The following is a 26,854-nucleotide window of genomic DNA, read 5'->3' as shown; positions in this document are numbered from 1 at the left end:
CAAAATCGACACACTAATTTTAATCTGTTTTAGTTTTAAATTATCTAATATTTAAAACTATATTTTTAATGAAATATAAAATGCAGTATATAATAATATACACTAAATGAATGTATTTCAACATATCACAAACATAAATATTTGTAGTTATATATCAAAATATGATATAATTACAAATATTTATGGATTAGGAATAAAATGCAAAAAATTTCAATATATATATTTGGGAATCATATAGCAGATATGTATCAAGAAGAAGATAAGGTGTATCTAAAACAAGTTGATGACTTATGTAATAAAGTGAGTCCTTTGATGTTAAATTCAAATCAGAAGGAGATAGATACAACACATCTAACACATCTTGAGAGAGTTGCAGGATTCATTAGCGATTCATTACCTGGTAATTTTGGTAATGAAATATTAAATAACTTCTTTTTACAAAACTCTAATAAATATCCAACTGTAAGTGATAAACTTCTTTTTATAGGCAATCGTGGACTTGGAGCAATTACATATGAACCATCAATGGAAAAAGAAAATGAATTTATTGAAACGATAGAATTAAAATATATGTTTGAAAAAGCAAAGGAGTTAAAAAAAGGAGGAGATTATCATTCATTACAAGATGCCTTTGTGATAAGTGCGCACTCATTTGTTGGAGGGGCTAGAAGCAAAGCAGTAGGAGCCATAAATCTTGACACAAAAGAGGTATTTTTAGGTGATCGCACAAAACCATTAAAAGATGGCTTTTTCCACGCAATTATCAAATATGATGATACAGCAAACGATGATGAAAATAAATCAACATATTCTAAAGTTGAGTATATTTATCATATTCTTGCAAAAAAGTGTGGCATTGATATGGCAGATTGCTATTTGGTTCAAACTGATGACAAACATCATTTTGTAACGAAACGTTTTGATATAGAGCCAAATGGGAAAAGATATCATGTGCATTCACTTGCAGGATTACTTCACTTAGACTACAATATTCCAAGATCTATAGGGTATGAAGATTTGTTAAGAACCGCAGTAAAATTAGGAGCAATAGGAAGTCTGAAACAACTTTTCTTACAGATGCTTTTTAACTATATGTTTGTAAATCAAGATGATCATAGTAGAAACTTTTCTTTTATGTGCGATAGTGATTTTAAATACAAAGCTACACCAGCTTATGATTTAACATTTGCAAAAGGGGAAAAACAGACAGTTGAGCATCAATTATCATTATATGGTAAAGCTCTTTCAAAAATTGACATTGATGACATAACTACACTTGCAACTGAGTTTTCAATTGATTTAGAATTTGTTGCAGCTTCTTTAGAAAAAATGAAAAATCTGCGCGATAAAGATTTACCACAACTACTTAAAGATTATGAAGTAAAGCCATCAAAGCAAAAACAAATTATTGAACATACAAGCAATAGAACACTTCAAGGGGCACTTTAATGAGTAATAATTTATTAAAAAAACTGCAAGATTCACAAGCAAAAGCCAAGAAAAAACTCAAAAACAAACTTAATCCAAATAGTGCTTTTGGTACACTTACAGATGAAGAGATAGCAATGGTGTTAGCCCTTAGAGCAAAAAATTTGCGACTTTCACAAAATAAAAAGCAGAGTGATTTTGCAAAAGAAGCAGAGCTTAGTTCTCCAACAACATACTCTAACTATGAACAAAAAGGGAGTATTTCAATGATAAATTTTATTAAAGTGATGAGAACATTCGGAAGGCTTGAAGAGCTTGAAAAACTATTGCTTCAAACTACAAAAGAGAAAATTGAAAAAATTGAAAAGCAAAGAATTAAGTAGCTAAATATTATATATTTGTAATTATTTGGCTTTTATGAGCTTAATTACAAATATATTGGATAGTTCTTTTTTTAATTATAATGTATAAATTTATAATAAAACTTGAGTAATAGTTAAAATTGCAATGATTTAGGAAAATATGATATCAGTTCAAATGATTTTAAATTTACTTAAGTAAGAGATAAATTTGAATAAAAAATTAAATAGTAGAATTTATGAAAAAGAAAATAAACCACAAATTAATGAAATTTTAAATCGTAAAAGAGCTGAATAAAAGGATTATTATTTAATAAGTTTCTTTTCTATTTTTTATGTAATGCAGAGATAGGGAGTAAACTCCCAAAAATGTACACATTTTTATTCTCTGCTCTATCGAGATTCACTTGCTAAAACTTTTTTTCAAAAAGATTTTAGGTTTTTTCTAAAGAAAAAATATTTAATTAATCTCCGATTTAAAATATATCATCTAAGTCTATTTGATTTTCAATTTCAAATATCTAAGTCGTTGTATCATTTGTTCATCTGATAATTTTCTAATAGATACAAATTAGTATTAAGTTTTATTTTTTAAACTTATCTTCAAATTTTTTAATCTGTTCTTCTAAAAAATTATAAAACAAATTTGTTGTTTGTTCATCTTCAGCTAGACGTGGATCATATTTAAGCATAAGCTTTTTTATATCTTCTTCAAGTTCATTTACTTTATTTATTCTTGTAGCATCATTTAGAAGTTGCTCAAATAAATATAACATTCTTAGATTTTTTATTTCTGTTATTTGAATATTATATTTTTTACAATTTGCTTCTAAAATTGTTATTTTTTCAAAATAATCATATTCAAAATCTAAATTTTCAAATAAGTCTACTTCTTTTTTTAAAAAATTATCTCTGTCGTCTATAAAATCATGTATAGAATTTATATCATCTTGAAAATCTTTAAAAATTTTATCGTATATACCCAATTTTTTACATCTTTTTTTGATTGCAATAATTGAATCATTATTGTTCCATTTAGATATCGCTTGTTGGCTAATTCCTATTTTTTCAGCTAATTCCTTCATTGTAAAAACATCATAATGGCTCATCATCTTTTGAATTAAATATTTTGTATTCATAAAGTTCCCTGTAAATATACCAAATACAACAAAAATACAACTATTTAAGCTTTATGAAAGCATTAAATGTTTAATATTTGGTTGTTAAAAGGTTGTTTAAACTAAAAATTAAACTATTATACCTTTATGTTCCTTTACATTTCAATGTTAGAAAAATGTTAAAAAAAATAAAAATATAAGGACAAAACAATGATAAAAAAACAGCAATTAGTAGAATTTATGGAGAGTGAGATTCCATCTGCAAATATACAATTAGCACTAAAAAAGTTCAAAGATGAAATTATGGAATTACATAGTTCAGGCTATGCAATTCATCAAATACAAAGATATTTAACGAATACTCATAACTTAAAAGTTGCAAGACAAACAATAGGTGGATTTATCAGAAAAGAGAAAGGAAAACTAAATAATGAAAAAAATACCAAATTTCATACCATTGCAAACAGCTCTTATTGATGATATAAGAATAAAAAGATTAAATAAGGACCATTTAAATTGTAGTGGACTGGGAATATTAATTGGCTTATATTTCTATTTACTTAAAAATCCGAATCTTACTTGTAGCTACAATGAAATAGATATAATAGCAGATGAGCTGAAGGCTAGCATACCTATTATTGTAACAGTAATAGAGAGATATAACTTATTTGAACCCGCATTATGCAATAGCTAAATAAGAATCTAAAATAAAGTACCATAAAATAACACTTCATAAGCATTCATAAGGAACACCAAATGGGTGAATTAAAAATTGAGTATTCTGATAAAAAAGTTACACCATTTGGTGGGATGAAATTATTAAAAAATTTTATAGATAAAACAAGAGTAATTGAAGATTTAAAAAGTGTAAATTTACCTATTGGATTTTCAAATAGAGCATATGATCCAATAAATATTATTCAAGGATTTTGGTTAGCTATATTTACAGGAGCAAGTAGATATATCCATGCCGATTGGTTAAGATATGATACAACATTACAAACAATATTTGAAATAGATAAATTGCCAAGTCAATCAACATATAGCAGATTTTTTCATAAATTTAATATTGAAAAGAATTCTGAAATATTTCCAATATTACAACAAAAATTCCTTTCACAACTAGATGTAGGACCACTAACAATTGATTTAGATTCAACAGTAATAACAAGATATGGTGAACAAGAAGGAGCTAAGAAAGGTTATAACCCTAAAAAACCTGGTAGAAACTCACATCATCCAATTATTGCATTTATAGATCAAACAAAAATGATAGCAAATACATGGATGAGAAGTGGTAATACTAGTTCACTTAATAATTATGACGCATTTTTAAATGAGACATTTGATATATGCTTAAAAGATAAAAAAGTTGGACTTGTAAGAGCAGATAGTGGATTTTATTCACAAGAATTCTTAGAATGGTTTGAAAAAAGAGGTATTAATTATATTGTGGCTGTAAAATTTTATGAAAATATAAAATACACCATTGGAAATATAACTAAGTGGATTAAAATCACAAAAGGACTTGATGTAGCAAGCCTAAGATTTAAACCTGATAACGGAAGTGAAAGAAGATATATAATTGTTAGAAAATTAAGTGAAGAATACCCAAAATCAGGTGGTAAACTTCTATTCGATGAACCTATATATAGATATAGTGCTTATGTTACTAATATTGAACTGCCAGTTGATCAAATTTATAATATATATAACACAAGAGCTGATTGTGAAAATAGAATAAAAGAACTTAAATATGATTTTGGAGCTGATAACTTCTGCTTAAAAGATTTTTATGCCACAGAAGCCTCTTTTAGATTTATTATGATGGCATACAATATTATGGCACTTTTTAAACATGAAGTAGTAAATTCAAATATGATGCTTTCAACACTACGATCCTATTGCTTTGCATTAGGATCTTGGATAACAGAACATTCAAATCAAAAAGTACTAAAAATATCACTTCCACAAAAAAGAAGAACTTGGATGAATGGTTTATTTGAAAACGTAAAACAAAGTCAAATTCCCTTTAAGTATACATAGATAATTTTCAATAAAAATACTTAAAAATTACAGAGAAAATCTATAACTTTTAGTTATAAATAAATATTTTATTGCTTCTTCTATTGCATAATCTGGGTTGAAATAATAAAAGACACTGATGGAAATAAATTTTTTTCTCCTATATTGAATAATTCTCTAGAACCTTATTTTGAAATTTGTGAAACGAATAAAATAAGAAGTGACTTAGCAACACTAAAAAGAAAACAGAAGAAGCAGCAACAATTAAAAGAGTTAAAAAACTTACTTTCAGTTGAGTCTTCAAGACTCAACTTACCTAATATAATAGAATATAATATAATTAAATCTAATGTAATTGAAAAGAAAATATCTTCTTCATCTTCTTCTAACAATTTTTCTTATGAAAATGAAAAAGAATTTGAAGAGTTTTTTAATTGGTTAAAAGGAAATATAGTAGAACCAATAAAAAATGAAAGATACTATAAAAATACAATTCATAAAAATCTTATTAATGGTGACATTAAAACTTTAGAAAACTGGGGAAATTTTTTAGCCTATAAAAAAGAAGATAGGAAAAAAGCTTTTATCAGAAGAATTCAAAATCTTGAATGTAAACAAATATTTTATCTTGATTGTTACAGATACATTTTAAAAATTGAAATAAATGAAAATTCAAAAGAATTCAAAATCACAACTTCATATTTTGACGATAAAGAGATAAATCATATTATCACTTGTAAATTTTCACAGTTAGAAGAGATTGAAAAGTTAATTAAAAAAGAAAGTAGCTCATAATAAAACAAAAAACTATCAAAAAAACAAAAAAAAGAGTTAAAGCATAACAGATATTAATTTAAATAGAAAATCTCTTCTAAGTGCTTTAAAATGATTTTAACAACACATATAAAAAAAGGAGCATAAAATGAGTAATGCAATTACAGTTGATTTTAGCGTTTTAGGATTGTTACCCAACATAGCTAAACAGATGGATATAATGCAAAATGAAATTTTAGAATTAAAAAGGCAGTTAAATCCTAAATATGATTTAACTAAAAGAGCAGGTGTAAAAGCATTTTTAAATATTTCAGATGGAACACTGAATAATATGATAAAAGATGGAAGATTTAAGCAAAATATTCACTATACAAAACAAATTAATGGTAAAAAGGTTATGCTTTTATTTGTAGAAGATGGAATTTTAGCCTACAAGAAAGGACTAGAATGACATTTTATAATCGTAATGGCATACTTTATGCAAGAATCAATGGAAAAAGAGTATCCACCAAACTAGTATACTCAAAAGAAAATATCAAGCTTTATAAAAGCTATGCAAAAAATGAAGAGTTCTTTAAAAAATTTGATGTTAAAAATGATTCTACTAAAACTATAGCAGATCTTTGCGAAGAAGTATTAATTGAAAAAGAAAAAAAGCTACAACAAACAACTATTGATAGCTATTGGAGTAATTTTAAAACTCACATATTACCATTTATTGGTAACAAATGTCCACATGAAATTACACCTAAGCAAATTAAGGAGTGGTATTCAAGCATTAATACTTTAGGAACATTAAATATCTGTGTTAACAGTATTCTAAAACCAGCTTTTGAAATTGCAATAATAGAAGGCTATATAAGAACTAGCCCATTTGTAGTTAAGTTTCCAACTCTAAGAAGTAACTATGAAATGAACCCTTTTAACCTTGAAGAAATAAAGCTGTTATTAGACAATGCAGAAGGTTGGTTTAAAAACTTTTTAGGCATAGCATTTTTCACAGGTTTGCGTACAGGAGAAATATTAGCTCTAGAATGGAAAGATATAAATTTACAAAATAGTTTAATTTCTATAACTAAAACTCAAACTAGAGGAATAAATAAACAGCCTAAGACAAAAAATAGCATTAGGGAAATAGATATTTTATATCAAGCAGAAATATTTTTCAGAAATCAACAAAAAATAAGTGGTTTAGGACAAAATATTTTTAATGCAACTAAACGAACGGGAAAATTGTACGGAAGTTGTTCATTAAAATATAGATGGAAAGAACTTCTTAAAAATTGTAATTTGGAATATAGAAATATTTATCAAACTAGACATAGCTTTGCAAGTAATATGTTAAGTAACAAAGAGGATATATTTTGGGTTTCAAAAATGCTAGGACATAAAAATCCAAATATAACTCTTGAAAGATATTCTAAATATGTAAAAAAGGATAGAAATAAAAAAATTACTTTTTTAGATAAAGAGAATTTTATCTTTGCACAAAATTGACACAGTAACTACTGTAATATAGTACAAATCGCATTCCACGAATAATATACAATAATAAGTAAAACTTCTAATTGCAATAGCACAATTAAAGAGAAATATTAAGCCTAAAAAAAGAAAAAAAAGCTACAATACTTTTCTTAATTTTTAAGGAGAATACAATGAAAAAAATCGTTTTAGCAACAGTAGCATTAGCAGCTTTCGCATTTGCAGATGCACCAGCAGCTTATACAGCTTGTAAAGCATGTCACGGGGTTAAAGGTGAAGTTAACACTACAACTCAAAGCAAATCTTTTGTTCCAGGAAACTTAACAAAAGCTGACATTGAGAAAAACCTAAAAGGTTACAAAGATGGAACTTATGGTGGACCAATGAAAGCAATTATGAAAGGTCAAGTAGCTAAATTATCTGATGCTGATATTAAAGCATTAGCTGATTATATGGGTAAATAATTTAAAAATTATTTTTCTACTATTTGAAATTTGAGGAAGAGTTTTACTCTTCCTCTTTTTTTATACTTTTTTTTGCTTCTTTTACTGAGTTTTCTTTTTTTATAGCATCATTTAAATCTTCTACACTATCAAAAAGCATACCATTTGTCATTTTTGATGCATCATCAAATTGTCCTGATTTTGCTGCCCAAACAAAAAGTAAAAGCATTCCAGCTGAAATTATTAAACCAACAATCAACATAAAAAAAAGTGTGTCATTAATCATTATTCTCTCCTAATATCTTTCAAAAGTATAACTTATCTAACTTTTATTCTAAGTGAGTTTAAAACAACTACTAAAGAGCTTAAACTCATTGAAAGTGCTGCAAATAATGGAATTACAAGTCCTGCCATAGCTAATGGTATTGTAACAGCGTTATAAACTAATGAAAAACCAAGATTTTGTTTTATATGTTTGTATGTTTTTTTAGAAATAATAAAAGCATCTTTTAATGATTTTAATTTTGAACTTAAAAGTACAACATCTGAAACCATCATAGAAATATCAGCAGAATTTCCCATAGCAATAGCAACATCACTAAAACTTAAAGCTACACTATCATTTACTCCATCACCAACCATAACTACTATTTTACCGTTATTCTTTTGCTCTTTTACAAAATCTGCTTTATCTTTTGGACTCAAAGCTGCTCTATAATTCTCAATTCCTAATTTATTTGCAACATCTGAAGCTACAAAACTATTATCACCTGTTAACATTACTGATTCAATATTTTGAGATTTTAAATAATCAATCAACTCTTTTGCATCATCTTTTAATTCATCTTTTAGTTCAAAAGTTGCAATTATTTTCTTGTTTATTGCAAATAAATATTGAGTAGTTTTTGAATTTAATTCTATATTTAAATCTACTTCAAACTCTTTTAATAGTGCTTCATTCCCACCTAAAATTTCATCTTTTCCATATCTAGCACTTAAGCCTTTGGCTTCAATATTTTTCACATCTTCTAAAACTAACTGTGTTACTTTATATTTTTCCTTAATATATTTCTTAACAGCAATACTTACAGGATGATTTGAACTATCAAGTAAAGAATAAAGAAGATTTAAACTCTTTTCATCATCTTTAAATAAATTAATATTGCTAACCTCTAATTCACCTTTTGTAAGAGTTCCTGTCTTATCAAATACAACAATATCTGCATTTGCTAGAGTTTCAATATATTTTGCCTCTTTAAACAATAAAGATTTCTTTGCTAATTCACTAATTCCGACTAAACTAGCCATTGGAGTAGCAAGCGCCAAAGCACAAGGACAAGCAATCACAACTACTGAAACAGCAGTTATAAAAGATCTTTCAAATTGATTTGTTCCTTCGAAATAAAAACCTAAATCTAAACCTAAATAGTACCAAACTAAAAAAGTAATAAAAGCAATACTTAAAATGATTAAACTAAAACCTCTTGAAAGTTTATTTGCTAAAGTTTGAATTTTTGGTTTTGAATTTAAAGAGTCTTCTAAAAGTGTAACTATCGATGAAAAAGTAGAATTTTTAAAATCTTTTGTAACTTCAAAGTGAATTAAAGAATCTAAAATTACAGTTCCACTAAATAAAGAATCTCCCACTTTTTTATATACAGGAATTGACTCACCTGTTAAACTAGATTCATCAAAAGAGGCATTTCCAAAAATTATTTTTCCATCAACTGGAACTTTTTCACCGATTTTAAGTTCAATGATATCCCCTATTCTTATCATATTTAAAGCTTTTGTTTCTTTTTTACCATCTTTACTTATAACTATAGCTTCCAAAGGAAGTGTTGATTTTATCTTATCTAATGTATCAACTGCAGATTTTTTACCAATAACTTCAAGATATTTTCCAACTAAAACAAAGGTTACAATCATAGAAACTGAATCAAAGTAGCTCTCTCCTTTTGCTCCAAACAAAATAGTCAAAGAGTAAATATAAGTCATAGTTGCACCAGTACTTACTAGTAAATCCATATTTACCATACGATTTTTTATACCAAAATAAGCACCTTTATAAAAAACAAAACCACTAAAAAACAATACAGGAGTTGTAAGTAAAAATTCTGCAAAGTGAATCATATCTTTTACTTCAGGACTCATTCCAGTAAAAAAACCTGTATATTTTGCTACACTTAACATCATAATATTCATTGTACAAACAACAGCTACCATTATTCTTACAAAATAATCTTGCTTTGCTTTACTTGCTTGTTTATCTGCAACACTTGAATCATAAGCATAAGCGTTATAACCTATGCTACGTATTTTTTTTATAATCTTTGAAAGTTTTAAAATTTCACTATTAAAAACAACTCTTGCTTTATTTGTAGTGAAATTTATATTTGCTTCAATTATACCTTTTGTATCATACAAGATCTTTTCATTTAACCAAACACAAGCGGCACAATGAATTCCTTCAAGAATCAAATCAATTTGAGTGAATCCATCTTTTGTAATTGTTGTGTAATTTTTTAAAAAATTTTCTGAATCAAATTTTACTAAATCATCATTTGAGACATGTAAAGGAGCACTTAAAGTCTTATTTCCAAGTTTTTCATAAAAAGAATCTAAATTTTCACTTTTTAAAATATGATAAACATTCTGACAACCACCACAACAAAAATTTAAATCATTCTCTTTTATCATTATTTTTTCATCAAATGATAAATGACAATGATTACACTCTATAATTGACAAAAAATCTCCTTAAACAACGCCTTAAAAAAGTTATTTTTTTGTAAAATTACTCATCTTTTAAGTTTTTTTGTGTATTATATCTTAATATAATTCAAAGAGTGTTTTAATGATAGATAATATTGACATACTAAAAAATGTAACTATTTTATATGCAGAGGATGAAGCAGACTTAAGGGATGTAACTTCTTCTATTTTAAAATCGTTTACAAAAAACCAATATATTGCCACTAATGGTAAAGAGGCTTATGAACTTTTTTTAGAACATGAAGATGACATTGATTTAATTATAACTGATATAAATATGCCTATTTTAAATGGTTTAGACTTCATAAAAAAAGTAAAAGATATAAATTTAAACATTCCTGTAATAGTTACAACAGCATTTTCAAATAAAGAATATTTACTTGAAGCTATTGATATAGGTGTTGATAAATATGTTTTGAAACCTATTGATATTACAAAATTACTTCAAGCCATGAGTCAATCTCTTGTATATCATGAATTAAAAGATTTATATACAGATAAACTAACAAAGTTATCAAATAGAAATAAACTTAAAAAAGATTTAGAAAAAAATGAATCTGATTTAGTTGCTTTAATAGATATTGATGAATTTGCAACTATAAATGACCTTTTTGGAGAAGGAATTGGAGATAAAATTTTATTTGAATTTACAATCAAACTAAAAGATTTTTTTCCAAAAAATGCATATTCTATATATAGAATCGAATCTGATAAATTTGCTGTTTTATCAAATAAAAATTCATCAACAGAAGATTTTTATAATTTTTGTAAAGCATTTATCGACAAAATAGAACTTGAATCTTTTTACGTAGATGAAAATGAAATAGATATAAATATAACTATTGGTATTGCAAAAAGCAAGGGATTACTAGCTTATAAATATTCACAAAGAATCATAAGCTATGCTAGAAAAAGATTCCAAAAAATTATGATATATGATGATTCTTACAAAATACAACAATCTTTTGAAGAAAATATAAAATGGATCAAACAATTAAAACAAGGTTTCAAAGACAATCTTCTTCAAGCATTCTTCCAACCAATTGTAGATACACAAACTCAAGAAATTATAAAATATGAGGCTTTGATTAGATACATTTCACCTGAAGGTGTAGAATTTGGACCATATAGTTTTTTACAAATTGCTAAAAAAACAAAAATGTATCCAAACATTGTACAAGTTATTTTAGATGACGCACTAAAGCTAATTAAAAATAAACAAAAAAGAGTATCCATAAATATATCTTACGATGATTTGTCAAATGAAAAAACAACAAATTATATTTACAACTATTTAGAAAGTCATAAAGAGTTTACAAAGTATTTAGAATTTGAGATTTTGGAATCTGAAGAAATATCAGATTTTGATTTAGTTGAAAGATTTATTACAACTGTATCAAGTTATGGATGTTTAGTTGGAATAGATGACTTTGGAGCTGGATACTCAAATTTCCACCTTCTTTCTAGGCTAAATGTTGATTTCATTAAAATTGATGGTTCACTAATAAAAGATATTCATAATTCAAAAGATTTAGAAATAATTGTAAAAACTATTTCTAATATTGCTAAAGAGTTCCATATAAAAACAGTAGCTGAATTTGTATCAAATGAAGAAATTTACCATAAGATAAAAAATCTGAATATAGACTTAGCTCAAGGTTTTTATTTTTCTAAACCCTTAAGCTACAACGATATTATTTAAACCAAGAGTTTAACAAAGCTTCTTTATCAAAGAGCTTTGCTTTTATTCTTGCTGTATTTGCGATTGCTAAAATCTCTTTAGTCGCTTTTTCTAAATCATCATTTACTATTAAATAATCATAATCTAAAAAAGAATTTATCTCTTCTTTCGCATTAATTAATCTTTTCTCAATTATATCTTTGCTATCGCTGTTTCTGCTATATAATCTATCTTTTAGGATAGTTAAAGAAGGTGTAGTAATAAATACAGATGTAACTTGAGTATTTAGCTTTTTACGAACAATTTTGTGCCCTTGTACATCAATATCAAAAATTACAAGTTTACCCTCATTTAATGCTTCAACTATAGGTTTTAAAGATGTTCCATAATAGTTATCATGAACTTTTGCCCATTCAAGAAAATTTCCATCTTCAATATCTTTTTCAAAACTTTCTTTATTCACAAAATAGTAATCAACACCATCTTTTTCACCAGTTCTAGGAGCTCTTGTTGTAGTAGAAATAGAAAAATAGTAGTTATCAATATTTTTATAAATCTCTTTTAGAAGAGTAGATTTACCACAACCACTAGGTCCAGAAAGAATTAAAATAGCACCTTTATTTTCCATTTTGATTCTCCTTTAAACTAATTTTTACATCAACTGTTTCTCCACTAACAAGCCTATTTATAACAGTTTGATCAAATTTTTCTAGAAAAGGTCTTAACTCTTCAATATCAAATTTGTTTAAAACTAAATTATATGTTTTTGCTTCATTTTGTGCCAAATCAAATTCATATTCTCTAACTTCTTCTAGAGCATCATCAATAATTGAAGATATATCTTTCCAGTCACTTTTTTCAAGTTCTATTTCATTATGAATTTTTTCTTCTTTTAAAATATTATTTATTTTATTAAGTTCACTATTATCTAAAATTCCACCATTATCCAACAATGATATATTTACTAAGCTTTCATCAATAAAATTAAACTCTTCATCAGAATCAAAACTTCTTGAGTTATCCTGATAATCATATACTGAATTATCTTCTAGAATACTATTTTTTTGAATTATAAAAGTTTTGTCTTCTTCATCAAAACTATTATATGTATAAGATGATCTTCTATTATAATTAAGTTCATCATCATATAGAGTTTCCATTTGTTCATTAAAAATTGCTTCTAATTTTGTAGGTAAAAATGGTCTAGGAATAATAAAATCTCTAGCTTTACTAAAAGAAAGTTCTTCTGAAGATATCGCTCCCAATCTTCTTGTATACTGCTTATAATTGTTAAAATTATCATCAATAAAAGCTTGATCAACTATAATAAAATCATACTCTTCATTAACAATAGTAGATTTTTGAATAGTTAAATCAATATTCATTTTTTTACAAACTAATGCAAAAATATGTTCAATTATTGTAGTATCACAAATTAACAGAACTTTTTTTAGCATTTTAGCTCCACTAATTTTAAATCAACCAACTTATAAACCTTATCACATTTGAAAGCTAAGTCTTCTTCATGAGTAACTAAGATAAGACCTGCATCATTCTCTTTTATGTATCTAAAAAGAGTATTCATAACTACATTTGCAGTATCTTTATCTAAATTCCCAGTTGGTTCATCAGCAAAAATTATTTTTGGTTTTTTCATAAGAATTCTAGCAATCGAAAGCCTTTGTTGCTGTCCACCACTTAGCTCCCCAACACCTTGATTTATAACATGGTCAATATTTAACTCTTTTAGAAGTTTTAAATCTAAATTAGTATGACTTAAAAGAGTTGCTATATTTAAGTTCTCTATTGCACTAAACCCTCTAAATAAATAATGAGCTTGAAAAATAATTCCAAAATCATCTCTTCTTATTTTTAATAACTGATTTTGCTTCAAAGAGTACAAATCTTTACTTTCAAAAACAACGTTACCAGTTGTTGGCTTTAAAAGTGAAGATAATATATTAAGTAAAGTCGATTTACCACTACCACTTGTTCCAATAATTGCAATAGATTCTTTTTTTTCTAAAGTTAGACTAATATTTTTAAAAAGTTCATAATCAAAGTTATGAGATAGATTTTTTGCTTCTAGTAAAGGGGCTGCAAGGAGTGCCTTATTATTAATTTGTTCACTCATTGCATATCCTTTATTATAATAGTTTTTTAAAAACTAAAATTATTTACCCATTTGTTTTGCAACTTCAGCTGCGAAATCTTCTTCTTTTTTCTCGATTCCTTCACCAAGTTCAAATCTAATGTAACCAGTAATTTCAATTGAAGCATCAACTTCAGCAATTGCTTGCTCAACTGTTTTTTTATCATCCATTACATAAGCTTGAGATAAAAGAGCAAATCTTCCATCTAATTGAGTATTATCAGTAATAAATCTTTCGATTTGTCCTGGAATAATATTTGCCCAAATTTTTTCTGGTTTTCCAGCTGCTCTTAATTCTTCTTCAAATCTAGCTTTAGCAGCAGCAATTGCTTCTTCAGTTAATTGAGATCTAGAAACAAACTCTGGAATTTTCTTTAATGGTTTTTTTAATCTAGCTAATTCATCATTTTCAGCTTCGATTTCAGCTCTAATAGCTCTGTTTTCAGATTCAACAAATGCTGGATCTAAATCTTTATATGAAATAACCGTTGGTTTCATAGCAGATGCATGCATTGCTATATTTCTTAATAAAGCAGCAGCTTTATCTTTTACACTTTCAGCACATTTAGCAGCTAAAACAACTCCTGTTCTTCCAGTAACGTGAACATATCCATTTACAACTTGACCTTCAACAGTAGATAATTTTCTAGCAACTAGATTTTCACCAATTGTTGCAATTTTTTCTGCAAGGAATGTTGGAAAATCTTGCCCATTAATAGATGAACTATTTAACGTTTCAGCATCATTAATTCCATTAGTTAACGCATGAGATGTAATCTCTTTTGTTAAGTTAATAAAATTTTCATTTTTAGCAACGAAATCTGTTTGAGAGTTTAATTCTAAAATAACAGCTTTTGTATTATCAGCATTAATCTCGATAGCAACTAAACCTTCAGCAGCTACATTTCCAGCTTTTTTAGCAGCTTTTCCAAGCCCAGCTTCTCTTAAAGCTTGAACCGCTTTATCGATATCACCACCAGTTTCATTTAATGCATTTTTACAATCCATCATTCCTGCACCAGTTAATTCTCTTAACTCTTTAATTAGTTGTGGAGTTACTGCCATTACGCTTCTTCTCCTTCTCCAAAGTTAAGATCTTCACCTTCAGCAACTGCTTCAGCTAAAAGCTCATCTTTTTCTGCTTGAGAAATAGGCTCAACTACTTCTTCTCCATTTGCATCAGCTAATGCTGCTTTACCTTCATTCATAGCTGCAGCCATTTCGTTACAGAATAAATGAATTGATCTAATAGCATCATCATTTCCTGGAATTGGTAAATCAACAACATCTGGATCACAGTTTGTATCTAAAGGTGCAACAACTGTAATTCCTAATCTTCTAGCTTCTTGAATAGCAATTTTTTCTTTAACTGCATCAAGAACGAACATCATATCAGGAAGTTTGTTCATTTCTTTAATTCCACCAAGGTATAACTCTAACTTTTCTTCTTTTCTAGTAAGCATTAAAGCTTCTTTTTTAGTTAAAAGGTCAAGTTGTCCTTCTTCTCTCATTTTTTTAATAATTTCTAATTTTCTAATTGATTTTTTAATTGTTCCAAAGTTTGTAAGCATTCCACCTAACCATCTGTGGTTTACATATGGCATTCCACAAGATTCAGCAGCTTTTTTAATAGTTTCACTAGCTTGTTTTTTAGTACCAACAAAGATCATTGTTTGACCTTCAGCAGCTCTATCTCTTACAACATTGTATGTATATCTGAAGTATCTTAATGTTTTTTGTAAATCTATAATATAGATATTTTTTCTAACACCGAAAATGAATTTTTTCATTTTTGGATTCCATCTTCTTGTTTGGTGTCCGAAGTGTACACCACACTCTAATAGGTCTTTCATAGTAACCATGAGTAATTCTCCTTGAATTAATTTGTTTTTATTTTTTTCTAGGGTTTAAGCCTCTGCATCCCTTAATACCAAATGGTACAACCCGGGCAAGGATTGATGCATGTGAGGTTCTAATATAAAATTAGAATGTGGATTTTATCTAAAAGTTTTTTAAGATTTGATTAATTGTTTTTACTAGAGGAATTAATGCATATTTAATAAAAATAGAAACTTAAAGTTAAGCTTCTATCTCTTTTAATACTTTTAAAATCTCTGATTTATCAGAAAAAGGAAGTTTTTGGTCATAAATAATTTGGGTAGATTCATCACCTTTACCCAAAACTAAAATAACGCTATTTTTATTTGCAAGCTTTATAGCTTTTCTTATAGCTTCTTTTCTATTCACTTCTATTTCATAGCTAATATTTAAAGGAATTCCAGAAATTATATCATTTATTATCAAATCTGGATCTTCGAATCTTGGATTATCACTTGTTACAATTATGTGTTTAGAATATTTTGCAGCTACTTTTCCCATTAATGGTCTTTTTAAACTATCCCTATTTCCACCTGCACCAAAAACACAAATTATATCTTTTTGTGGAAAACTTTTTAATACTTCATCCATTCCATCAGGAGTATGAGCAAAATCCACAACAATTAGAGGATCTAGATTTATTATCTCCATTCTTCCACTAACTCCACCAAAATTTTCTAAAACTTTACAAATATCTTCTAATTTATTATTTGTTATTAAAGAAACTGATGCAACACTTGCCATTAAATTATAAATATTAAAAATACCCATCATCAAAGATGAAAATGCATAATTATTTTTAGCGTAACTAAACATTACATGCATACCTTGATTAAATGAATAGGCATCAACTTTAAAATTTGAAGGCTTATCTAAAGAATAAGTAAATGCATTTTTAGAATTATATTTTACAACTTTATCGTCTATGTTTATTAATTTTAAACTATCATCATTCAAAAATGAGTTTTTAACATTTATATACTCTTCTATTGTTTTATGATAATCTAAATGATCTCTAGTGATATTTGTATGAATTTTAATTGCAAAATCTAATCCTTCAATTCTTTTTTGTTCAATTGCATGAGAACTAACTTCCATTATAAAAAATTGACAATTATTTTCTAAAGCTTTTTGTATATGTGCAAAATTTCCAAGCTGAACTGGAGTAGTTAATGAATACTCCTCTTCTTGAACACCGTTAATAAAAAATCCTCTAGTTCCTTGAAGTGCAACTTTATAACCTAAATCTAATAAAATAGAATATATAGCTGCTGCTGTTGTTGTCTTTCCATTTGTTCCTGTTATTCCAACAATTTTTATGCTACCCATATCTAAATATTTTTTTAAATCATTTGCATTTATTACTTCATGACCATTATTTATAGCAACATATTTAAACTTTTCATTTTGTTTTGAGACAACAAAAATAGAATCTTTTTCAAGTTCATTTGTATTATCTGTAAATATTTTACCGTTTATGTTTAATTTCATTTTGTTTCTCTTCTAATTTTTTATATAGCTTTATTATCTCGTTATCATAATTAAAATATTCATTAAAGCCATCAAGATAAGTATATGCTGTGTTATCAAAACCATTATCAATCAGTTTTGTAATAAAATCATAAAAATCTTCCCTATTATCAATTGCTACTTTTGTTGAAAACATAATATCTTCAAAAGCAAGTTTAAAAGATCCTCTTTGCTCAACAGTTTTATTAAAATCACTATAATTTATTGCTTCAAGATTATTTATATTTGATTCTGCAATATCTTCCAATATTCCCATCATTTTTTCAATATCACCATCATATGCATTTATAACATCTTTTATATAGTCAATTGCTTCGTCTAATCCATCTTTCTTTAAAACAGAAAAATAATCAAATAAAGATAATGCTTTACTCTCATCTTCGATAGATATATCACAAAGAAGAGCATAAATTGGATACTCTTTATTATCAGGAAAATTAGAAATCAATAAAGAGTAATTAAACAAAGCCTCTTTAAATTTTTTCTGTATAAATAATGAATTTGCATTTTCAAATATTCTATTTTCGTTTATCAAATTAATCCTCTAAATAATCAGTTTTTCCAATAGGAACATTAACTATTTTTAAATCTGGATGTATTGCACTTTTTAACTCTTTTTCAACAACATATTTTAATGTACTTCCACTTGCACTACAGCCAACACAAGCACCTTTTAATTGTACATAAACTTTTGCATTTTTTATTTCTAAAAGTTCAATTGCTCCACCATCTCGTGCAAGCATAGGAGAAATTTTTTTACTTATAATATTGTTAACTGGTTCTTGTAAATCTTCATCACTAAATGGAAACATATTTATTCACCTTTTTTTTCATATTTCTTTACAAAAAATATTCCAATAGCAGTTAATACCAATATAACTGCTATTGTTTGAAATATAAATGTAAGTGTAACTTCATTTTCAAACATTAATTTACTACTTCATCACATCTAGAACATAGTTCATCTTCATTAGATGAAGTATATTTCCAACATCTAGGACATTTATGTCCAGTTGCTTTAAATACTTTAAATTCACTATTTTCTATTTTGAAACTTCCTAGTTCTTTTTCTGCAGAACTAACGTTTGAAACTCTACTAACTAAGAACCAATCACTTGATTCAACTTCATCTAAAGCTAAAAACTCTTCACTTGTAGTAACAATTTCTAGCTCTAGCGTAGATTTAATTATTTTCTCTTTACTTAAAGCATCTTTTATTTCAGAAAATTTCTCTTTTGCTTCTAAAAATAATTCATCATTTATTGATGATTTTACTTCTGGTAATTCATATTTTTCAAAATCAAAAATATCTTTTGAATCTCCTTTTATAATAGCTGGAGCAAAATCTAATAATTCATCCATTGTATAAGTTAATATACATGCTAATGTGCTAATTAATTTTTTAGTAATCATTGCCATAGCAGTTTGAGATGCTGTTCTATGAATATCATCTTTTTTATCACAATATAATCTATCTTTACAAACATCTAAATAAATTCCTGATAAATCAACAACCAAGAAGTTATTTAATTTATTTAAACCTTTTGAAAATTCATATACTTTAAAAGATGCTTCAATTTCATCAAAAACTTTTTTTGCTTTTTCTAAAATCCATTTATCTAATTCACCTAATTTATCAATTTCAACTAAATTTTCAAGACCGTCAATATTTGCTAATAAAAATCTAGCTGTATTTCTAATTTTTCTGTATAGTTCACCATTTTGTTTTAAAATGTTGTCAGAAATTTTTAAATCACTTTGATAATCACTCATTGCAACCCAAAGTCTTAAAATTTCACTTCCATACTCTTTTAAAACTTTATCAGGTGCTACAACATTACCTTTTGATTTACTCATTTTTTCACCTTTTTCATCAACAGTGAACCCATGAGTTAGAATTGATTTATAAGGTGCAATCTCACTACTGGCTGAAGTTGTAAGAAGTGAAGATTGGAACCAACCTCTGTGTTGGTCACTTCCTTCAAGATACATATCAGCAGGGAATGTTCCTGCATCATAATTTCCACTTCTTAAAACAGCATTTTGTGTACTTCCACTATCAAACCAAACATCTAAAATATCTAAAGTTTTTTCTAAATCATCAGGATTTAATCCGCTTCCAGGATATAATAAGTCTTTAATATCCATATCATACCAAGCATCACATCCATGTTGTTCAAATATCATTGCTGTAAAGTTTAAAACTTTTTCATCAAAAACTATCTCATCTGTTTTTTTATTTCTAAAAAATGCAATTGGAACTCCCCAATCTCTTTGTCTTGAAATACACCAATCAGGTCTTCCTTCAAGCATAGCTTTTAATCTATTTCTTCCCCATTCTGGATAAAATTTTAGATTTTCAACAACTTCAAGAGCATTTTGTCTTAATGTCTGATTTTTTTGTCCATATTCATCATCAATTGAGATAAACCACTGTTTTGTTGCTCTAAAAATAATTGGAGTATGTGTTCTCCAACAATGTGGATATGAGTGTTTTATATCAACTCTTTTTAACAATGCACTTCCAAGTTCTTCTAAAATTAAATCATTCGCTTTAAATACATTTAATCCTAAATATTTATCAGCATCTTTAAACAATTTTTCTCTAACAATTGTTTCATCATATTTTCCATAAGCATCAACTGGCATAATTACTTCAATACCATATTTAAGTGATACTTTATAGTCATCCTCTCCATGCCCTGGAGCTGTATGAACAGCACCACTTCCTGAGTCCATTAAAACATGCTCACCAAAAATAATTCTAGAATCTCTTCCATTTAATGGATTTGTAGTTTTTGTATTTTCTAATTTTAATATATCCATTGTTTCAACAATAGTTCCTGAAATAACACCTTGCTCAATTAAAGAATTGTATAGTTTTTTTGCTACTATAAATTTATCACTTGTAAGAACATACTCTTCATCTTTATTTAATGCAATTGCTTGATTAGCTGGTAATGTCCATGGAGTTGTTGTCCAAATAATAATACTAGCATCTAAATCTTGATGTTTAAATGCAACAAAAATAGAAGGAGATACTTTATCTTCATATTCAACTTCAGCTTCAGCTAAAGCTGTTTGCGCAGCCCAAGACCAATAAACTGGTTTACTTCTTTGAACCAATAATCCTTGCTTAGCAATAGCACAAAGCTCTCTATAAATATTTGCTTCAAATTTAAAATCCATTGTTAAATATGGATTTTCCCAATCTGCAATAACTCCTAAAGATTTAAATTCATCTTTTTGAATATTTACAAATTTAGTTGCATGCTCTCTACATAATTCTCTTAATTTAGATTTAGCTAATATTTTTTTCTTTTCACTTCCAATTTTCTCTTCTACTTTTTGTTCAATTGGAAGACCATGACAATCCCATCCTGGCGTGTATCTAATAGATTTACCATCAAAATAGTGAAATTTATTTATGATATCTTTTAAAATTTTATTTAAAGCATGTCCTATATGAATATTACCATTTGCATAAGGAGGTCCATCATGAAGTGTAAAACTAGAACAACCTACTCTATTTTTTTTCATTTTTTCATAAACTTTTATATCATCCCACTTTTTATATCTTAGTGGTTCATTTTGTGGAAGATTCCCTCTCATTGGAAAATCTGTTTTAGGAAGTAGCAAACTCTCTTTATAATCCATTATATCACCTTATTTTTGTTATTTCTCACATTACTTAAAGCAAAGATTGTATCTAAATTTGTTTAAATTCTTAATTTAATAGCTTAAAATAAATTATAAATCTAATAATTTATATAACATTTAAAAATTTATATGATAGAATCTTTGCCAAATTTTGACATTTAAAAATATAGGATAAAAAAATGAGCGAAAAACACTATGAGGTCGTAATTGTTGGTGGAGGAATTTCAGGAGCTGCTTTATTCTTTGAATTAGCAAAATACTCTGATGTAAATAACATTTGTTTACTTGAAAAGTATGAAGATCTTGCAACTTTAAATTCTAAAGGAACAAGTAACTCTCAAACAATCCACGTGGGTGATATTGAAACAAATTATACTTTTGATAAAGCAAAAATAACAAAAAGAACTGCAAAAATGATTGAGAAGTTCTGTTTAGCATATGATTTACAAGATAAAATCATGTTTAAACATCAAAAAATGGCTCTAGGGGTTGGAGAAAAAGAAGTTCAATTTATAACTGATAGATATAATAAATTTAAAGAAATTTTCCCTTACTTAGAGTTATGGGATAAAGAAGCTTTAAGAGAAAAAGAGCCATTACTTGTTTATGCTGATAAAGAAAGAACTAAAGATAGACCTGAACCAATTGTAGCTATGGGAACAAATGACCAATATACTACTGTTGATTATGGAGAAATGACTAAAGAATTAGTTAAAGCTGGTCAAAATGCTGATAGCCAAAAAATAACAGATGTTTATTTTAATTCTGAAGTAGAAGAAATTCAAAAAATTGGTGATAAATTCAAGTTAACTACTACAAATGGTGCTGTTTATACAGCAGATTTTGTTGTTGTAAATGCTGGAGCTCACTCTTTATACTTAGCTCATAAAATGGGTTATGGTAAACATATGGGTTCTTTATCAATGGCTGGTTCTTTCTATATAACAAATGGTACATACTTAAATGGTAAAGTTTATATGGTACAAAATGACAAACTTCCATTTGCTGCACTTCATGGTGACCCAGATATTTTATGTGATGGAAAAACAAGATTTGGACCAACAGCTCTTGCATTATTAGTTTTAGAGAGATACAAAGGTGGAAAATCTTTCTTCCAATGTCTAAAAACTATGAATTTTGACGGAAACATTGTAAAAATTTTCTGGGATCTATTAAAAGATAGTGATATTAGAAACTATGTATTTAAAAACTTCTTATTTGAAATCCCAGGAATTAATAAAAAATTATTTGCTAAAGATGCACAAAAAATTGTTCCTTCTTTAAGTGCAGATGATATTGAATACGCAAAAGGATTTGGAGGAGTAAGACCACAAGTTCTTAATAAAAAAGAGCAAAAATTAATGCTTGGAGAAGCTTCTATTACTGAAGAAAAAGGAATCATATTCAATATGACTCCATCTCCTGGTGCAACTTCTTGTTTAGGAAATGCCGAGAGAGATATTCAAATAGTTTGTTCTTATCTTGGTAAAAACTTCAATCATGAACAATTCTTAAAAGATTATACAGATGAAGAATAAAATATAAAAGAGCAATTTGCTCTTTTATATAATTACTTTTATGCTTCAATATACTCTCTACCTATTATAATACCCTTACATTAAACAAAAGGCAAAAAATGTCTCAACATATATTCAATCATCGTGATATGGAAATTTTACAAGAACTGTTAAGAAAAAATAAAAAAACTATTACTTGTGCAGAATCTTGTACAGGTGGGTTAGTAGCTAGTATGATTACAAAGATTAGTGGTTCAAGTGATATTTTTAATGGTAGCATAGTTTCTTATTCAAATCTAATAAAACATAGAGAATTAAATGTACAAAATAGTACTTTAGAAAACTATGGAGCGGTTAGTATTGAAACTGTTAATGAAATGTTAGAAGGTGTTATTAAAAAATTTGAAGCAAATTTTGCAATTGCAATTTCAGGAATTGCTGGACCAAAAGGTGGAAGCACAAATAAGCCAGTGGGTACTGTTGTGATTGGAATATGTGATGACAAAGCCCATAAAATAGTAGAAGTATATCATTTTAAAGGTTCTAGAGAAGAGGTGCAGCAACAAGCAGCAAATAGGTCTTTAAAAGAAATTTTGAAATTTATTCAAAAAACTCTTGACAATTAAAATATTTTGCACTATAATTCCAGTCCAATTTAAGTAGAAAGCTTAAAAAGGAAAATGACTTGTTAGCTCAGCCGGTAGAGCATCTCACTTTTAATGAGGAGGCCGATGGTTCGAATCCATCACAGGTCACCATTTTTTTGTTGCATACTTGGCCCCTTCATCTAACGGTTAGGATTCATGGTTTTCATCCATGCCACAGGGGTTCGAATCCCCTAGGGGTCACCAAGGTCATTTATGCAACTTCTGGTCGATTAGCTCAGTTGGTAGAGCGCTACCCTTACAAGGTAGATGTCATAAGTTCGAGTCTTATATCGACCACCATTATTTAAAAGGTGCGGCCATAGTTTAGTTGGTTAGAATGCCTGCCTGTCACGCAGGAGGTCGCGAGTTCGAGTCTCGTTGGCCGCGCCATTTTATTATTTTCATGACTTGTTAGCTCAGCCGGTAGAGCATCTCACTTTTAATGAGGAGGCCGATGGTTCGAATCCATCACAGGTCACCACTTTTATTGTTACATATCTTGGCCCCTTCATCTAACGGTTAGGATTCATGGTTTTCATCCATGCCACAGGGGTTCGAATCCCCTAGGGGTCACCAAGGTCAAAATATGTAAAATCTCCCATAGGTCGATTAGCTCAGTTGGTAGAGCGCTACCCTTACAAGGTAGATGTCATAAGTTCGAGTCTTATATCGACCACCATTATTTAAAAGGTGCGGCCATAGTTTAGTTGGTTAGAATGCCTGCCTGTCACGCAGGAGGTCGCGAGTTCGAGTCTCGTTGGCCGCGCCACTTTTTTATAACATCTTTATTATAATAATCTAGCTATCATTACCGTAATTTATTTAAGGTCAAAATATAAATGTTAAAAGCAAAAAGTCTTTATCACCTAATTGTTTATAGTATAGTTTTTATTATAATATTAATATCTTTTTTCACATTTACAATTATTAACAACGCTCACGAAGAACTTCAAGAAAAAATTCATACATTAAAAACTGATTATACTAACAGTCAAAAAGCTCTTCTTAAAAATCATGTTGATTATGTAATTAAATTTATTGATTATTATTACAAACAAAACAAAGATTCAAAACAATTAGAGGATATAAAAAAAGATGTGATAATAGCAATTAATCAACTAAAACTAAGTGATAATCCAAATGAATATATTTTTATTTATGATTTTGAAGGAAATGTAGTTTTAAGTTCAAATGAAAAGCTAAATGTAGGAAAGAATTTTTTAAATGTAAAAGATTCATCTGGAAAATATCCAATTGTCGAATTAATCAAAGAATCTCAAAAGGAAAATGGAGGTTATGTAAATTATTTCTGGACGAAACCTGAAGTTTCTAAGGAAACAAATAAACTCTCTTTTGTAAATTCATTTAGTAAATGGAATTGGACTATTGGAAAAGGTGTATATCTAGATGAAATAGATAGATTGATAAAACAAAAAGAAGAAGCTTACAATAAAAAGATTTCTAATTACACTTTACAAATAACTTCCCTTACTATTTTACTTATTTTATATTCTATATTCATCTACAAGAATGCAACTATTCTAATTGTAAATGACGTAAAAGAGATTGGAAACTATTTTAGAGAGTCCCAAAATAATAACGATCCTATAAATGAAAATAAAATCATTTTTGGAGAGTTTAAAGTTATTGCAAATTATGCTACAGATGCTATGAATAATATGAAATTAAGAAGTTCTATGCTTGAAGATTTAAATAAAAATCTAGAAATAAAAGTAAATGAAAAAACAAAAGAATTATCAAATTTAGTTCAATCTCAAAAACAATTTATTAAAAACTCTGTTCATGAGATAAATACTCCTTTAGCAATTATTAGAACAAATATTGACTTATTAAAAATGAAAGTTCCAAATAATAACTATATTACTAATATAGAGTCAGGTTCAAAAATAATTCAATACATATATGATGACTTATCATATTTAATTAAAAAAGATAGAGTTACTTATGAAAAAGAGTACCTTGAATTTTCAAAAATATTAAAAGAAAGAATGGATTTTTTTGAAGAAATTGTGAAATCAAACTCTTTATACTTTATAAAAAATATTGAAGAGGATGTTTATATAAAGTTTAATCAAACAGAATTACAAAGAATTATTGATAATAATTTATCAAATGCTGTTAAATATTCATTTAGTAAATCTCCAATTTTTGTAAAACTATTATACATAAGTGATGATGAAATAGAATTTAGTGTTACTACAAATTCAAAAAAAATAGAAAATGTTGATAAAATATTTGATGATTTTTATAGAGAAAATAATGCAAGAGGTGGTTTTGGATTAGGACTAAAAATTGTAAAAGAGATTTGTGATAAGAATTTAGTTATAATAAATATCTTATCAGATACAAAAGAAACAAAATTTATATATAGGTTTAAAATAAATGAAGATATTACTTCTTGAAGATGAATTGATGCTAAATAATGCAATCAGTGAATACTTAAAGAGCATTGGTCATATGGTAGAGAGTTTTTTAGATGGGGCTGAAGTATTAAATAATATTGAACAAGGTTATGATCTACTTATTCTTGATGTAAATGTTCCAAATGTAGATGGATTTTCAGTTTTAGAAGAATTAAATAATAGAAAAATTCATATTCCTACTATTTTTATATCTGCACAAATTGATATTGAAGATATTACAAAAGCATATAACTTAGGAGCTAGAGAGTATTTAAAAAAACCTTTTCATTTAGGTGAACTTGGTATTAAAATAAATCAAATTCTAAAAAAAGAACAAAATAATACAACTCATATTAAATTTTCAGAGAACTACTCTTATTCAAAAGATAAGCAAACTTTATACTTTAATGGTGAACCACAAAATTTAACTAAAAAACAACTCGAAATAATTCATATACTAGCATTAAATATTAATATGATAGTAGATTTTGAAAGATTTAGAGTAGATGTTTGGGATGCTGAAAATATCGATAATCCAACAATTAGAGCTGAAATATCTCGACTTAAAAAAAGTCTTAAAGAAGATTTCATAAAAAATATTAGAGGTCTAGGATATAAAATAGATAGGTACTACTCTATATAAAATTAAATATAGCTTTATGCTATGTTTTTGCTACTAAAAAACACTATAATCTATCATTTTATAAGGAGTAATAGTGAATAAAGAGCAATATTGGAAAGAAAATGTAGTATTTATTGTTAAATTATTACTTACTTGGTTTATATTCACTTTTGGCCTCTCTACTTTTGCTGCAAATTTTTTAAATAATTTTGAATTTTTTGGTGTTAAAATAGGATTTTTCTTAGCTAATCAAGGCTCAATTCTTTTTTTTATTTTAATTATTTACATCTATATCAAAAAAATTTCTAAACTTGATAAAAAATATTCAATAAGCGAATAA

The 26,854-nt window shown here is 27.2% G+C and carries 27 protein-coding genes and 8 tRNA genes; 23 read left to right on the top strand and 12 right to left on the bottom strand.

Annotated features, from left to right (window positions below; genetic code table 11):
• Positions 1-198: 198 nt before the first annotated feature.
• Both ACBT_RS04450 and ACBT_RS04445 read left to right on the top strand, forming a co-directional pair.
• On the top strand, positions 199-1,449 hold the full coding sequence (locus tag ACBT_RS04450; protein WP_024775413.1) for a type II toxin-antitoxin system HipA family toxin: 1,251 nt from the start codon (positions 199-201) through the stop codon (positions 1,447-1,449).
• Positions 1,449-1,811, top strand: a complete 363-nt coding sequence (locus tag ACBT_RS04445; RefSeq protein ID WP_024775414.1) for a helix-turn-helix domain-containing protein — start codon at positions 1,449-1,451, stop codon at positions 1,809-1,811. Before ACBT_RS04450 ends, ACBT_RS04445 begins: the two co-directional genes overlap by 1 nt.
• A 560-nt stretch (positions 1,812-2,371) precedes the next feature.
• On the opposite strand, the gene ACBT_RS04440 is transcribed toward ACBT_RS04445, so the two are convergent.
• Positions 2,372-2,926, bottom strand: coding sequence for a helix-turn-helix domain-containing protein (locus tag ACBT_RS04440; protein ID WP_024775415.1), 555 nt, complete (start codon positions 2,924-2,926; stop codon positions 2,372-2,374).
• A 189-nt stretch (positions 2,927-3,115) separates the two neighbouring features.
• On the opposite strand from ACBT_RS04440, the gene ACBT_RS04435 reads away from it, so the two are divergent.
• From ACBT_RS04435 to ACBT_RS04405, 7 genes are all read left to right on the top strand, one after another.
• Positions 3,116-3,382, top strand: a complete 267-nt coding sequence (locus tag ACBT_RS04435; protein ID WP_024775416.1) for a hypothetical protein — start codon at positions 3,116-3,118, stop codon at positions 3,380-3,382.
• Entirely contained in the window at positions 3,336-3,599 is a 264-nt protein-coding gene (locus ACBT_RS04430) for a hypothetical protein (RefSeq protein ID WP_024775417.1), read from the top strand. Before ACBT_RS04435 ends, ACBT_RS04430 begins: the two co-directional genes overlap by 47 nt.
• Before the next feature lie 62 nt (positions 3,600-3,661).
• Positions 3,662-4,951 carry an IS1380 family transposase gene (locus ACBT_RS04425; RefSeq protein ID WP_024774781.1) on the top strand — a complete coding sequence of 430 codons (1,290 nt, stop codon included), beginning with the start codon at positions 3,662-3,664 and terminating at the stop codon, positions 4,949-4,951.
• Between the two features lie 144 nt (positions 4,952-5,095).
• The gene (locus tag ACBT_RS04420) at positions 5,096-5,725 is read left to right on the top strand and encodes a hypothetical protein (protein ID WP_024774906.1); all 630 of its coding nucleotides are present in this window, start codon (positions 5,096-5,098) and stop codon (positions 5,723-5,725) included.
• A 127-nt stretch (positions 5,726-5,852) separates the two neighbouring features.
• On the top strand, positions 5,853-6,155 hold the full coding sequence (locus tag ACBT_RS04415) for a hypothetical protein (protein ID WP_024774905.1): 303 nt from the start codon (positions 5,853-5,855) through the stop codon (positions 6,153-6,155).
• A complete protein-coding gene (locus tag ACBT_RS04410; protein WP_024774904.1) occupies positions 6,152-7,201 on the top strand; it encodes a tyrosine-type recombinase/integrase in 1,050 nt (349 codons plus the stop codon). Before ACBT_RS04415 ends, ACBT_RS04410 begins: the two co-directional genes overlap by 4 nt.
• Positions 7,202-7,359: 158 nt before the next feature.
• Positions 7,360-7,650: a c-type cytochrome gene (locus ACBT_RS04405; protein ID WP_024774903.1), complete on the top strand. Its 291-nt coding sequence runs from the start codon at positions 7,360-7,362 to the stop codon at positions 7,648-7,650.
• 43 nt (positions 7,651-7,693) lie between these two features.
• On the opposite strand, the gene ccoS is transcribed toward ACBT_RS04405, so the two are convergent.
• Positions 7,694-7,915, bottom strand: coding sequence for a cbb3-type cytochrome oxidase assembly protein CcoS (ccoS, locus tag ACBT_RS04400; protein WP_024774902.1), 222 nt, complete (start codon positions 7,913-7,915; stop codon positions 7,694-7,696).
• Positions 7,916-7,947: 32 nt separating this feature from the next.
• A complete protein-coding gene (locus ACBT_RS04395) occupies positions 7,948-10,380 on the bottom strand; it encodes a heavy metal translocating P-type ATPase (protein ID WP_024774901.1) in 2,433 nt (810 codons plus the stop codon).
• A 106-nt stretch (positions 10,381-10,486) separates the two neighbouring features.
• Here ACBT_RS04395 and ACBT_RS04390 point away from each other — a divergent pair, with 106 nt between their 5' ends.
• Entirely contained in the window at positions 10,487-12,106 is a 1,620-nt protein-coding gene (locus ACBT_RS04390) for an EAL domain-containing response regulator (protein ID WP_024774900.1), read from the top strand.
• On the opposite strand, the gene gmk is transcribed toward ACBT_RS04390, so the two are convergent.
• From gmk to ileS, 9 genes are all read right to left on the bottom strand, one after another.
• Positions 12,099-12,713: a guanylate kinase gene (gmk, locus tag ACBT_RS04385; protein WP_024774899.1), complete on the bottom strand. Its 615-nt coding sequence runs from the start codon at positions 12,711-12,713 to the stop codon at positions 12,099-12,101. The two genes, ACBT_RS04390 and gmk, sit on opposite strands and share 8 nt — an antisense overlap.
• Positions 12,703-13,542, bottom strand: coding sequence for a hypothetical protein (locus ACBT_RS04380; protein ID WP_024774898.1), 840 nt, complete (start codon positions 13,540-13,542; stop codon positions 12,703-12,705). Before ACBT_RS04380 ends, gmk begins: the two co-directional genes overlap by 11 nt.
• Entirely contained in the window at positions 13,536-14,219 is a 684-nt protein-coding gene (locus tag ACBT_RS04375) for an ABC transporter ATP-binding protein (protein WP_024774897.1), read from the bottom strand. Before ACBT_RS04375 ends, ACBT_RS04380 begins: the two co-directional genes overlap by 7 nt.
• A 39-nt stretch (positions 14,220-14,258) precedes the next feature.
• A complete protein-coding gene (tsf, locus tag ACBT_RS04370; protein WP_034218493.1) occupies positions 14,259-15,302 on the bottom strand; it encodes a translation elongation factor Ts in 1,044 nt (347 codons plus the stop codon).
• Positions 15,302-16,099 carry a 30S ribosomal protein S2 gene (rpsB, locus tag ACBT_RS04365; protein ID WP_034218492.1) on the bottom strand — a complete coding sequence of 266 codons (798 nt, stop codon included), beginning with the start codon at positions 16,097-16,099 and terminating at the stop codon, positions 15,302-15,304. Before rpsB ends, tsf begins: the two co-directional genes overlap by 1 nt.
• Positions 16,100-16,316: 217 nt before the next feature.
• Positions 16,317-17,606, bottom strand: a complete 1,290-nt coding sequence (locus ACBT_RS04360) for a UDP-N-acetylmuramoyl-L-alanyl-D-glutamate--2,6-diaminopimelate ligase (protein ID WP_024774896.1) — start codon at positions 17,604-17,606, stop codon at positions 16,317-16,319.
• Positions 17,584-18,180, bottom strand: coding sequence for a hypothetical protein (locus ACBT_RS04355; RefSeq protein ID WP_024774895.1), 597 nt, complete (start codon positions 18,178-18,180; stop codon positions 17,584-17,586). The genes ACBT_RS04360 and ACBT_RS04355 overlap by 23 nt, the downstream gene beginning before the upstream one ends.
• A gap of 1 nt (position 18,181) precedes the next feature.
• Positions 18,182-18,457, bottom strand: a complete 276-nt coding sequence (locus tag ACBT_RS04350) for a NifU family protein (RefSeq protein ID WP_024774894.1) — start codon at positions 18,455-18,457, stop codon at positions 18,182-18,184.
• 115 nt (positions 18,458-18,572) lie between these two features.
• Positions 18,573-21,302, bottom strand: coding sequence for an isoleucine--tRNA ligase (gene ileS / locus ACBT_RS04345; RefSeq protein WP_024774893.1), 2,730 nt, complete (start codon positions 21,300-21,302; stop codon positions 18,573-18,575).
• A gap of 182 nt (positions 21,303-21,484) precedes the next feature.
• On the opposite strand from ileS, the gene ACBT_RS04340 reads away from it, so the two are divergent.
• The 13 genes from ACBT_RS04340 (at position 21,485) to ACBT_RS04280 (ending at position 26,854) form a co-directional block, all read left to right on the top strand.
• Complete coding sequence (locus ACBT_RS04340; protein WP_024774892.1) at positions 21,485-22,843, top strand: FAD-dependent oxidoreductase; 1,359 nt, start codon at positions 21,485-21,487, stop codon at positions 22,841-22,843.
• A gap of 98 nt (positions 22,844-22,941) precedes the next feature.
• Positions 22,942-23,448, top strand: a complete 507-nt coding sequence (locus ACBT_RS04335; RefSeq protein ID WP_024774891.1) for a CinA family protein — start codon at positions 22,942-22,944, stop codon at positions 23,446-23,448.
• Positions 23,449-23,504: 56 nt separating this feature from the next.
• A tRNA-Lys gene (locus tag ACBT_RS04330) sits at positions 23,505-23,580 on the top strand.
• A gap of 18 nt (positions 23,581-23,598) precedes the next feature.
• A tRNA-Glu gene (locus tag ACBT_RS04325) sits at positions 23,599-23,673 on the top strand.
• Between the two features lie 20 nt (positions 23,674-23,693).
• Positions 23,694-23,769, top strand: a tRNA-Val gene (locus ACBT_RS04320).
• Positions 23,770-23,782: 13 nt separating this feature from the next.
• Positions 23,783-23,859, top strand: a tRNA-Asp gene (locus ACBT_RS04315).
• 15 nt (positions 23,860-23,874) lie between these two features.
• Positions 23,875-23,950 (top strand) — tRNA-Lys (locus ACBT_RS04310).
• A gap of 20 nt (positions 23,951-23,970) precedes the next feature.
• Positions 23,971-24,045: transfer RNA gene (locus tag ACBT_RS04305), tRNA-Glu, on the top strand.
• A gap of 27 nt (positions 24,046-24,072) precedes the next feature.
• Positions 24,073-24,148: transfer RNA gene (locus ACBT_RS04300), tRNA-Val, on the top strand.
• Positions 24,149-24,161: 13 nt separating this feature from the next.
• Positions 24,162-24,238: transfer RNA gene (locus ACBT_RS04295), tRNA-Asp, on the top strand.
• A gap of 70 nt (positions 24,239-24,308) precedes the next feature.
• Positions 24,309-25,892 (top strand): sensor histidine kinase, encoded by a 1,584-nt coding sequence (locus ACBT_RS04290; protein ID WP_024774890.1) that lies wholly within the window; start codon positions 24,309-24,311, stop codon positions 25,890-25,892.
• Positions 25,873-26,535 (top strand): response regulator transcription factor, encoded by a 663-nt coding sequence (locus tag ACBT_RS04285; RefSeq protein ID WP_024774889.1) that lies wholly within the window; start codon positions 25,873-25,875, stop codon positions 26,533-26,535. The genes ACBT_RS04290 and ACBT_RS04285 overlap by 20 nt, the downstream gene beginning before the upstream one ends.
• A gap of 73 nt (positions 26,536-26,608) precedes the next feature.
• Positions 26,609-26,854 carry a sodium/substrate symporter small subunit gene (locus ACBT_RS04280; RefSeq protein WP_024774888.1) on the top strand — a complete coding sequence of 82 codons (246 nt, stop codon included), beginning with the start codon at positions 26,609-26,611 and terminating at the stop codon, positions 26,852-26,854.

Source organism: Aliarcobacter cibarius (assembly GCF_013372265.1).
GTDB classification, from domain to species: domain Bacteria; phylum Campylobacterota; class Campylobacteria; order Campylobacterales; family Arcobacteraceae; genus Aliarcobacter; species Aliarcobacter cibarius.
The sequence above is the reverse complement of the archived record's forward strand: the minus strand, read 5'-3'. Positions and strand labels throughout refer to the sequence as shown.

Bases quoted from the DNA above. Each gene is read 5' to 3' on its own strand.
- ACBT_RS04390 (WP_024774900.1), top strand. From the start codon at position 10,487: ATGATAGATAATATTGACATACTAAAAAATGTAACTATTTTATATGCA.
- tsf (WP_034218493.1), bottom strand. From the start codon at position 15,302: ATGGCAGTAACTCCACAACTAATTAAAGAGTTAAGAGAATTAACTGGT.
- ACBT_RS04450 (WP_024775413.1), top strand. From the start codon at position 199: ATGCAAAAAATTTCAATATATATATTTGGGAATCATATAGCAGATATG.
- ACBT_RS04340 (WP_024774892.1), top strand. From the start codon at position 21,485: ATGAGCGAAAAACACTATGAGGTCGTAATTGTTGGTGGAGGAATTTCA.
- ileS (WP_024774893.1), bottom strand. From the start codon at position 21,302: ATGGATTATAAAGAGAGTTTGCTACTTCCTAAAACAGATTTTCCAATG.
- ACBT_RS04380 (WP_024774898.1), bottom strand. From the start codon at position 13,542: ATGCTAAAAAAAGTTCTGTTAATTTGTGATACTACAATAATTGAACAT.
- ACBT_RS04425 (WP_024774781.1), top strand. From the start codon at position 3,662: ATGGGTGAATTAAAAATTGAGTATTCTGATAAAAAAGTTACACCATTT.
- ACBT_RS04350 (WP_024774894.1), bottom strand. From the start codon at position 18,457: ATGTTTCCATTTAGTGATGAAGATTTACAAGAACCAGTTAACAATATT.
- ACBT_RS04335 (WP_024774891.1), top strand. From the start codon at position 22,942: ATGTCTCAACATATATTCAATCATCGTGATATGGAAATTTTACAAGAA.
- ACBT_RS04445 (WP_024775414.1), top strand. From the start codon at position 1,449: ATGAGTAATAATTTATTAAAAAAACTGCAAGATTCACAAGCAAAAGCC.
- ACBT_RS04290 (WP_024774890.1), top strand. From the start codon at position 24,309: ATGTTAAAAGCAAAAAGTCTTTATCACCTAATTGTTTATAGTATAGTT.
- ACBT_RS04410 (WP_024774904.1), top strand. From the start codon at position 6,152: ATGACATTTTATAATCGTAATGGCATACTTTATGCAAGAATCAATGGA.
- ACBT_RS04405 (WP_024774903.1), top strand. From the start codon at position 7,360: ATGAAAAAAATCGTTTTAGCAACAGTAGCATTAGCAGCTTTCGCATTT.
- ACBT_RS04285 (WP_024774889.1), top strand. From the start codon at position 25,873: ATGAAGATATTACTTCTTGAAGATGAATTGATGCTAAATAATGCAATC.
- ACBT_RS04375 (WP_024774897.1), bottom strand. From the start codon at position 14,219: ATGAGTGAACAAATTAATAATAAGGCACTCCTTGCAGCCCCTTTACTA.
- ACBT_RS04435 (WP_024775416.1), top strand. From the start codon at position 3,116: ATGATAAAAAAACAGCAATTAGTAGAATTTATGGAGAGTGAGATTCCA.
- ACBT_RS04430 (WP_024775417.1), top strand. From the start codon at position 3,336: ATGAAAAAAATACCAAATTTCATACCATTGCAAACAGCTCTTATTGAT.
- rpsB (WP_034218492.1), bottom strand. From the start codon at position 16,099: ATGGTTACTATGAAAGACCTATTAGAGTGTGGTGTACACTTCGGACAC.
- gmk (WP_024774899.1), bottom strand. From the start codon at position 12,713: ATGGAAAATAAAGGTGCTATTTTAATTCTTTCTGGACCTAGTGGTTGT.
- ACBT_RS04415 (WP_024774905.1), top strand. From the start codon at position 5,853: ATGAGTAATGCAATTACAGTTGATTTTAGCGTTTTAGGATTGTTACCC.
- ACBT_RS04360 (WP_024774896.1), bottom strand. From the start codon at position 17,606: ATGAAATTAAACATAAACGGTAAAATATTTACAGATAATACAAATGAA.
- ccoS (WP_024774902.1), bottom strand. From the start codon at position 7,915: ATGATTAATGACACACTTTTTTTTATGTTGATTGTTGGTTTAATAATT.
- ACBT_RS04440 (WP_024775415.1), bottom strand. From the start codon at position 2,926: ATGAATACAAAATATTTAATTCAAAAGATGATGAGCCATTATGATGTT.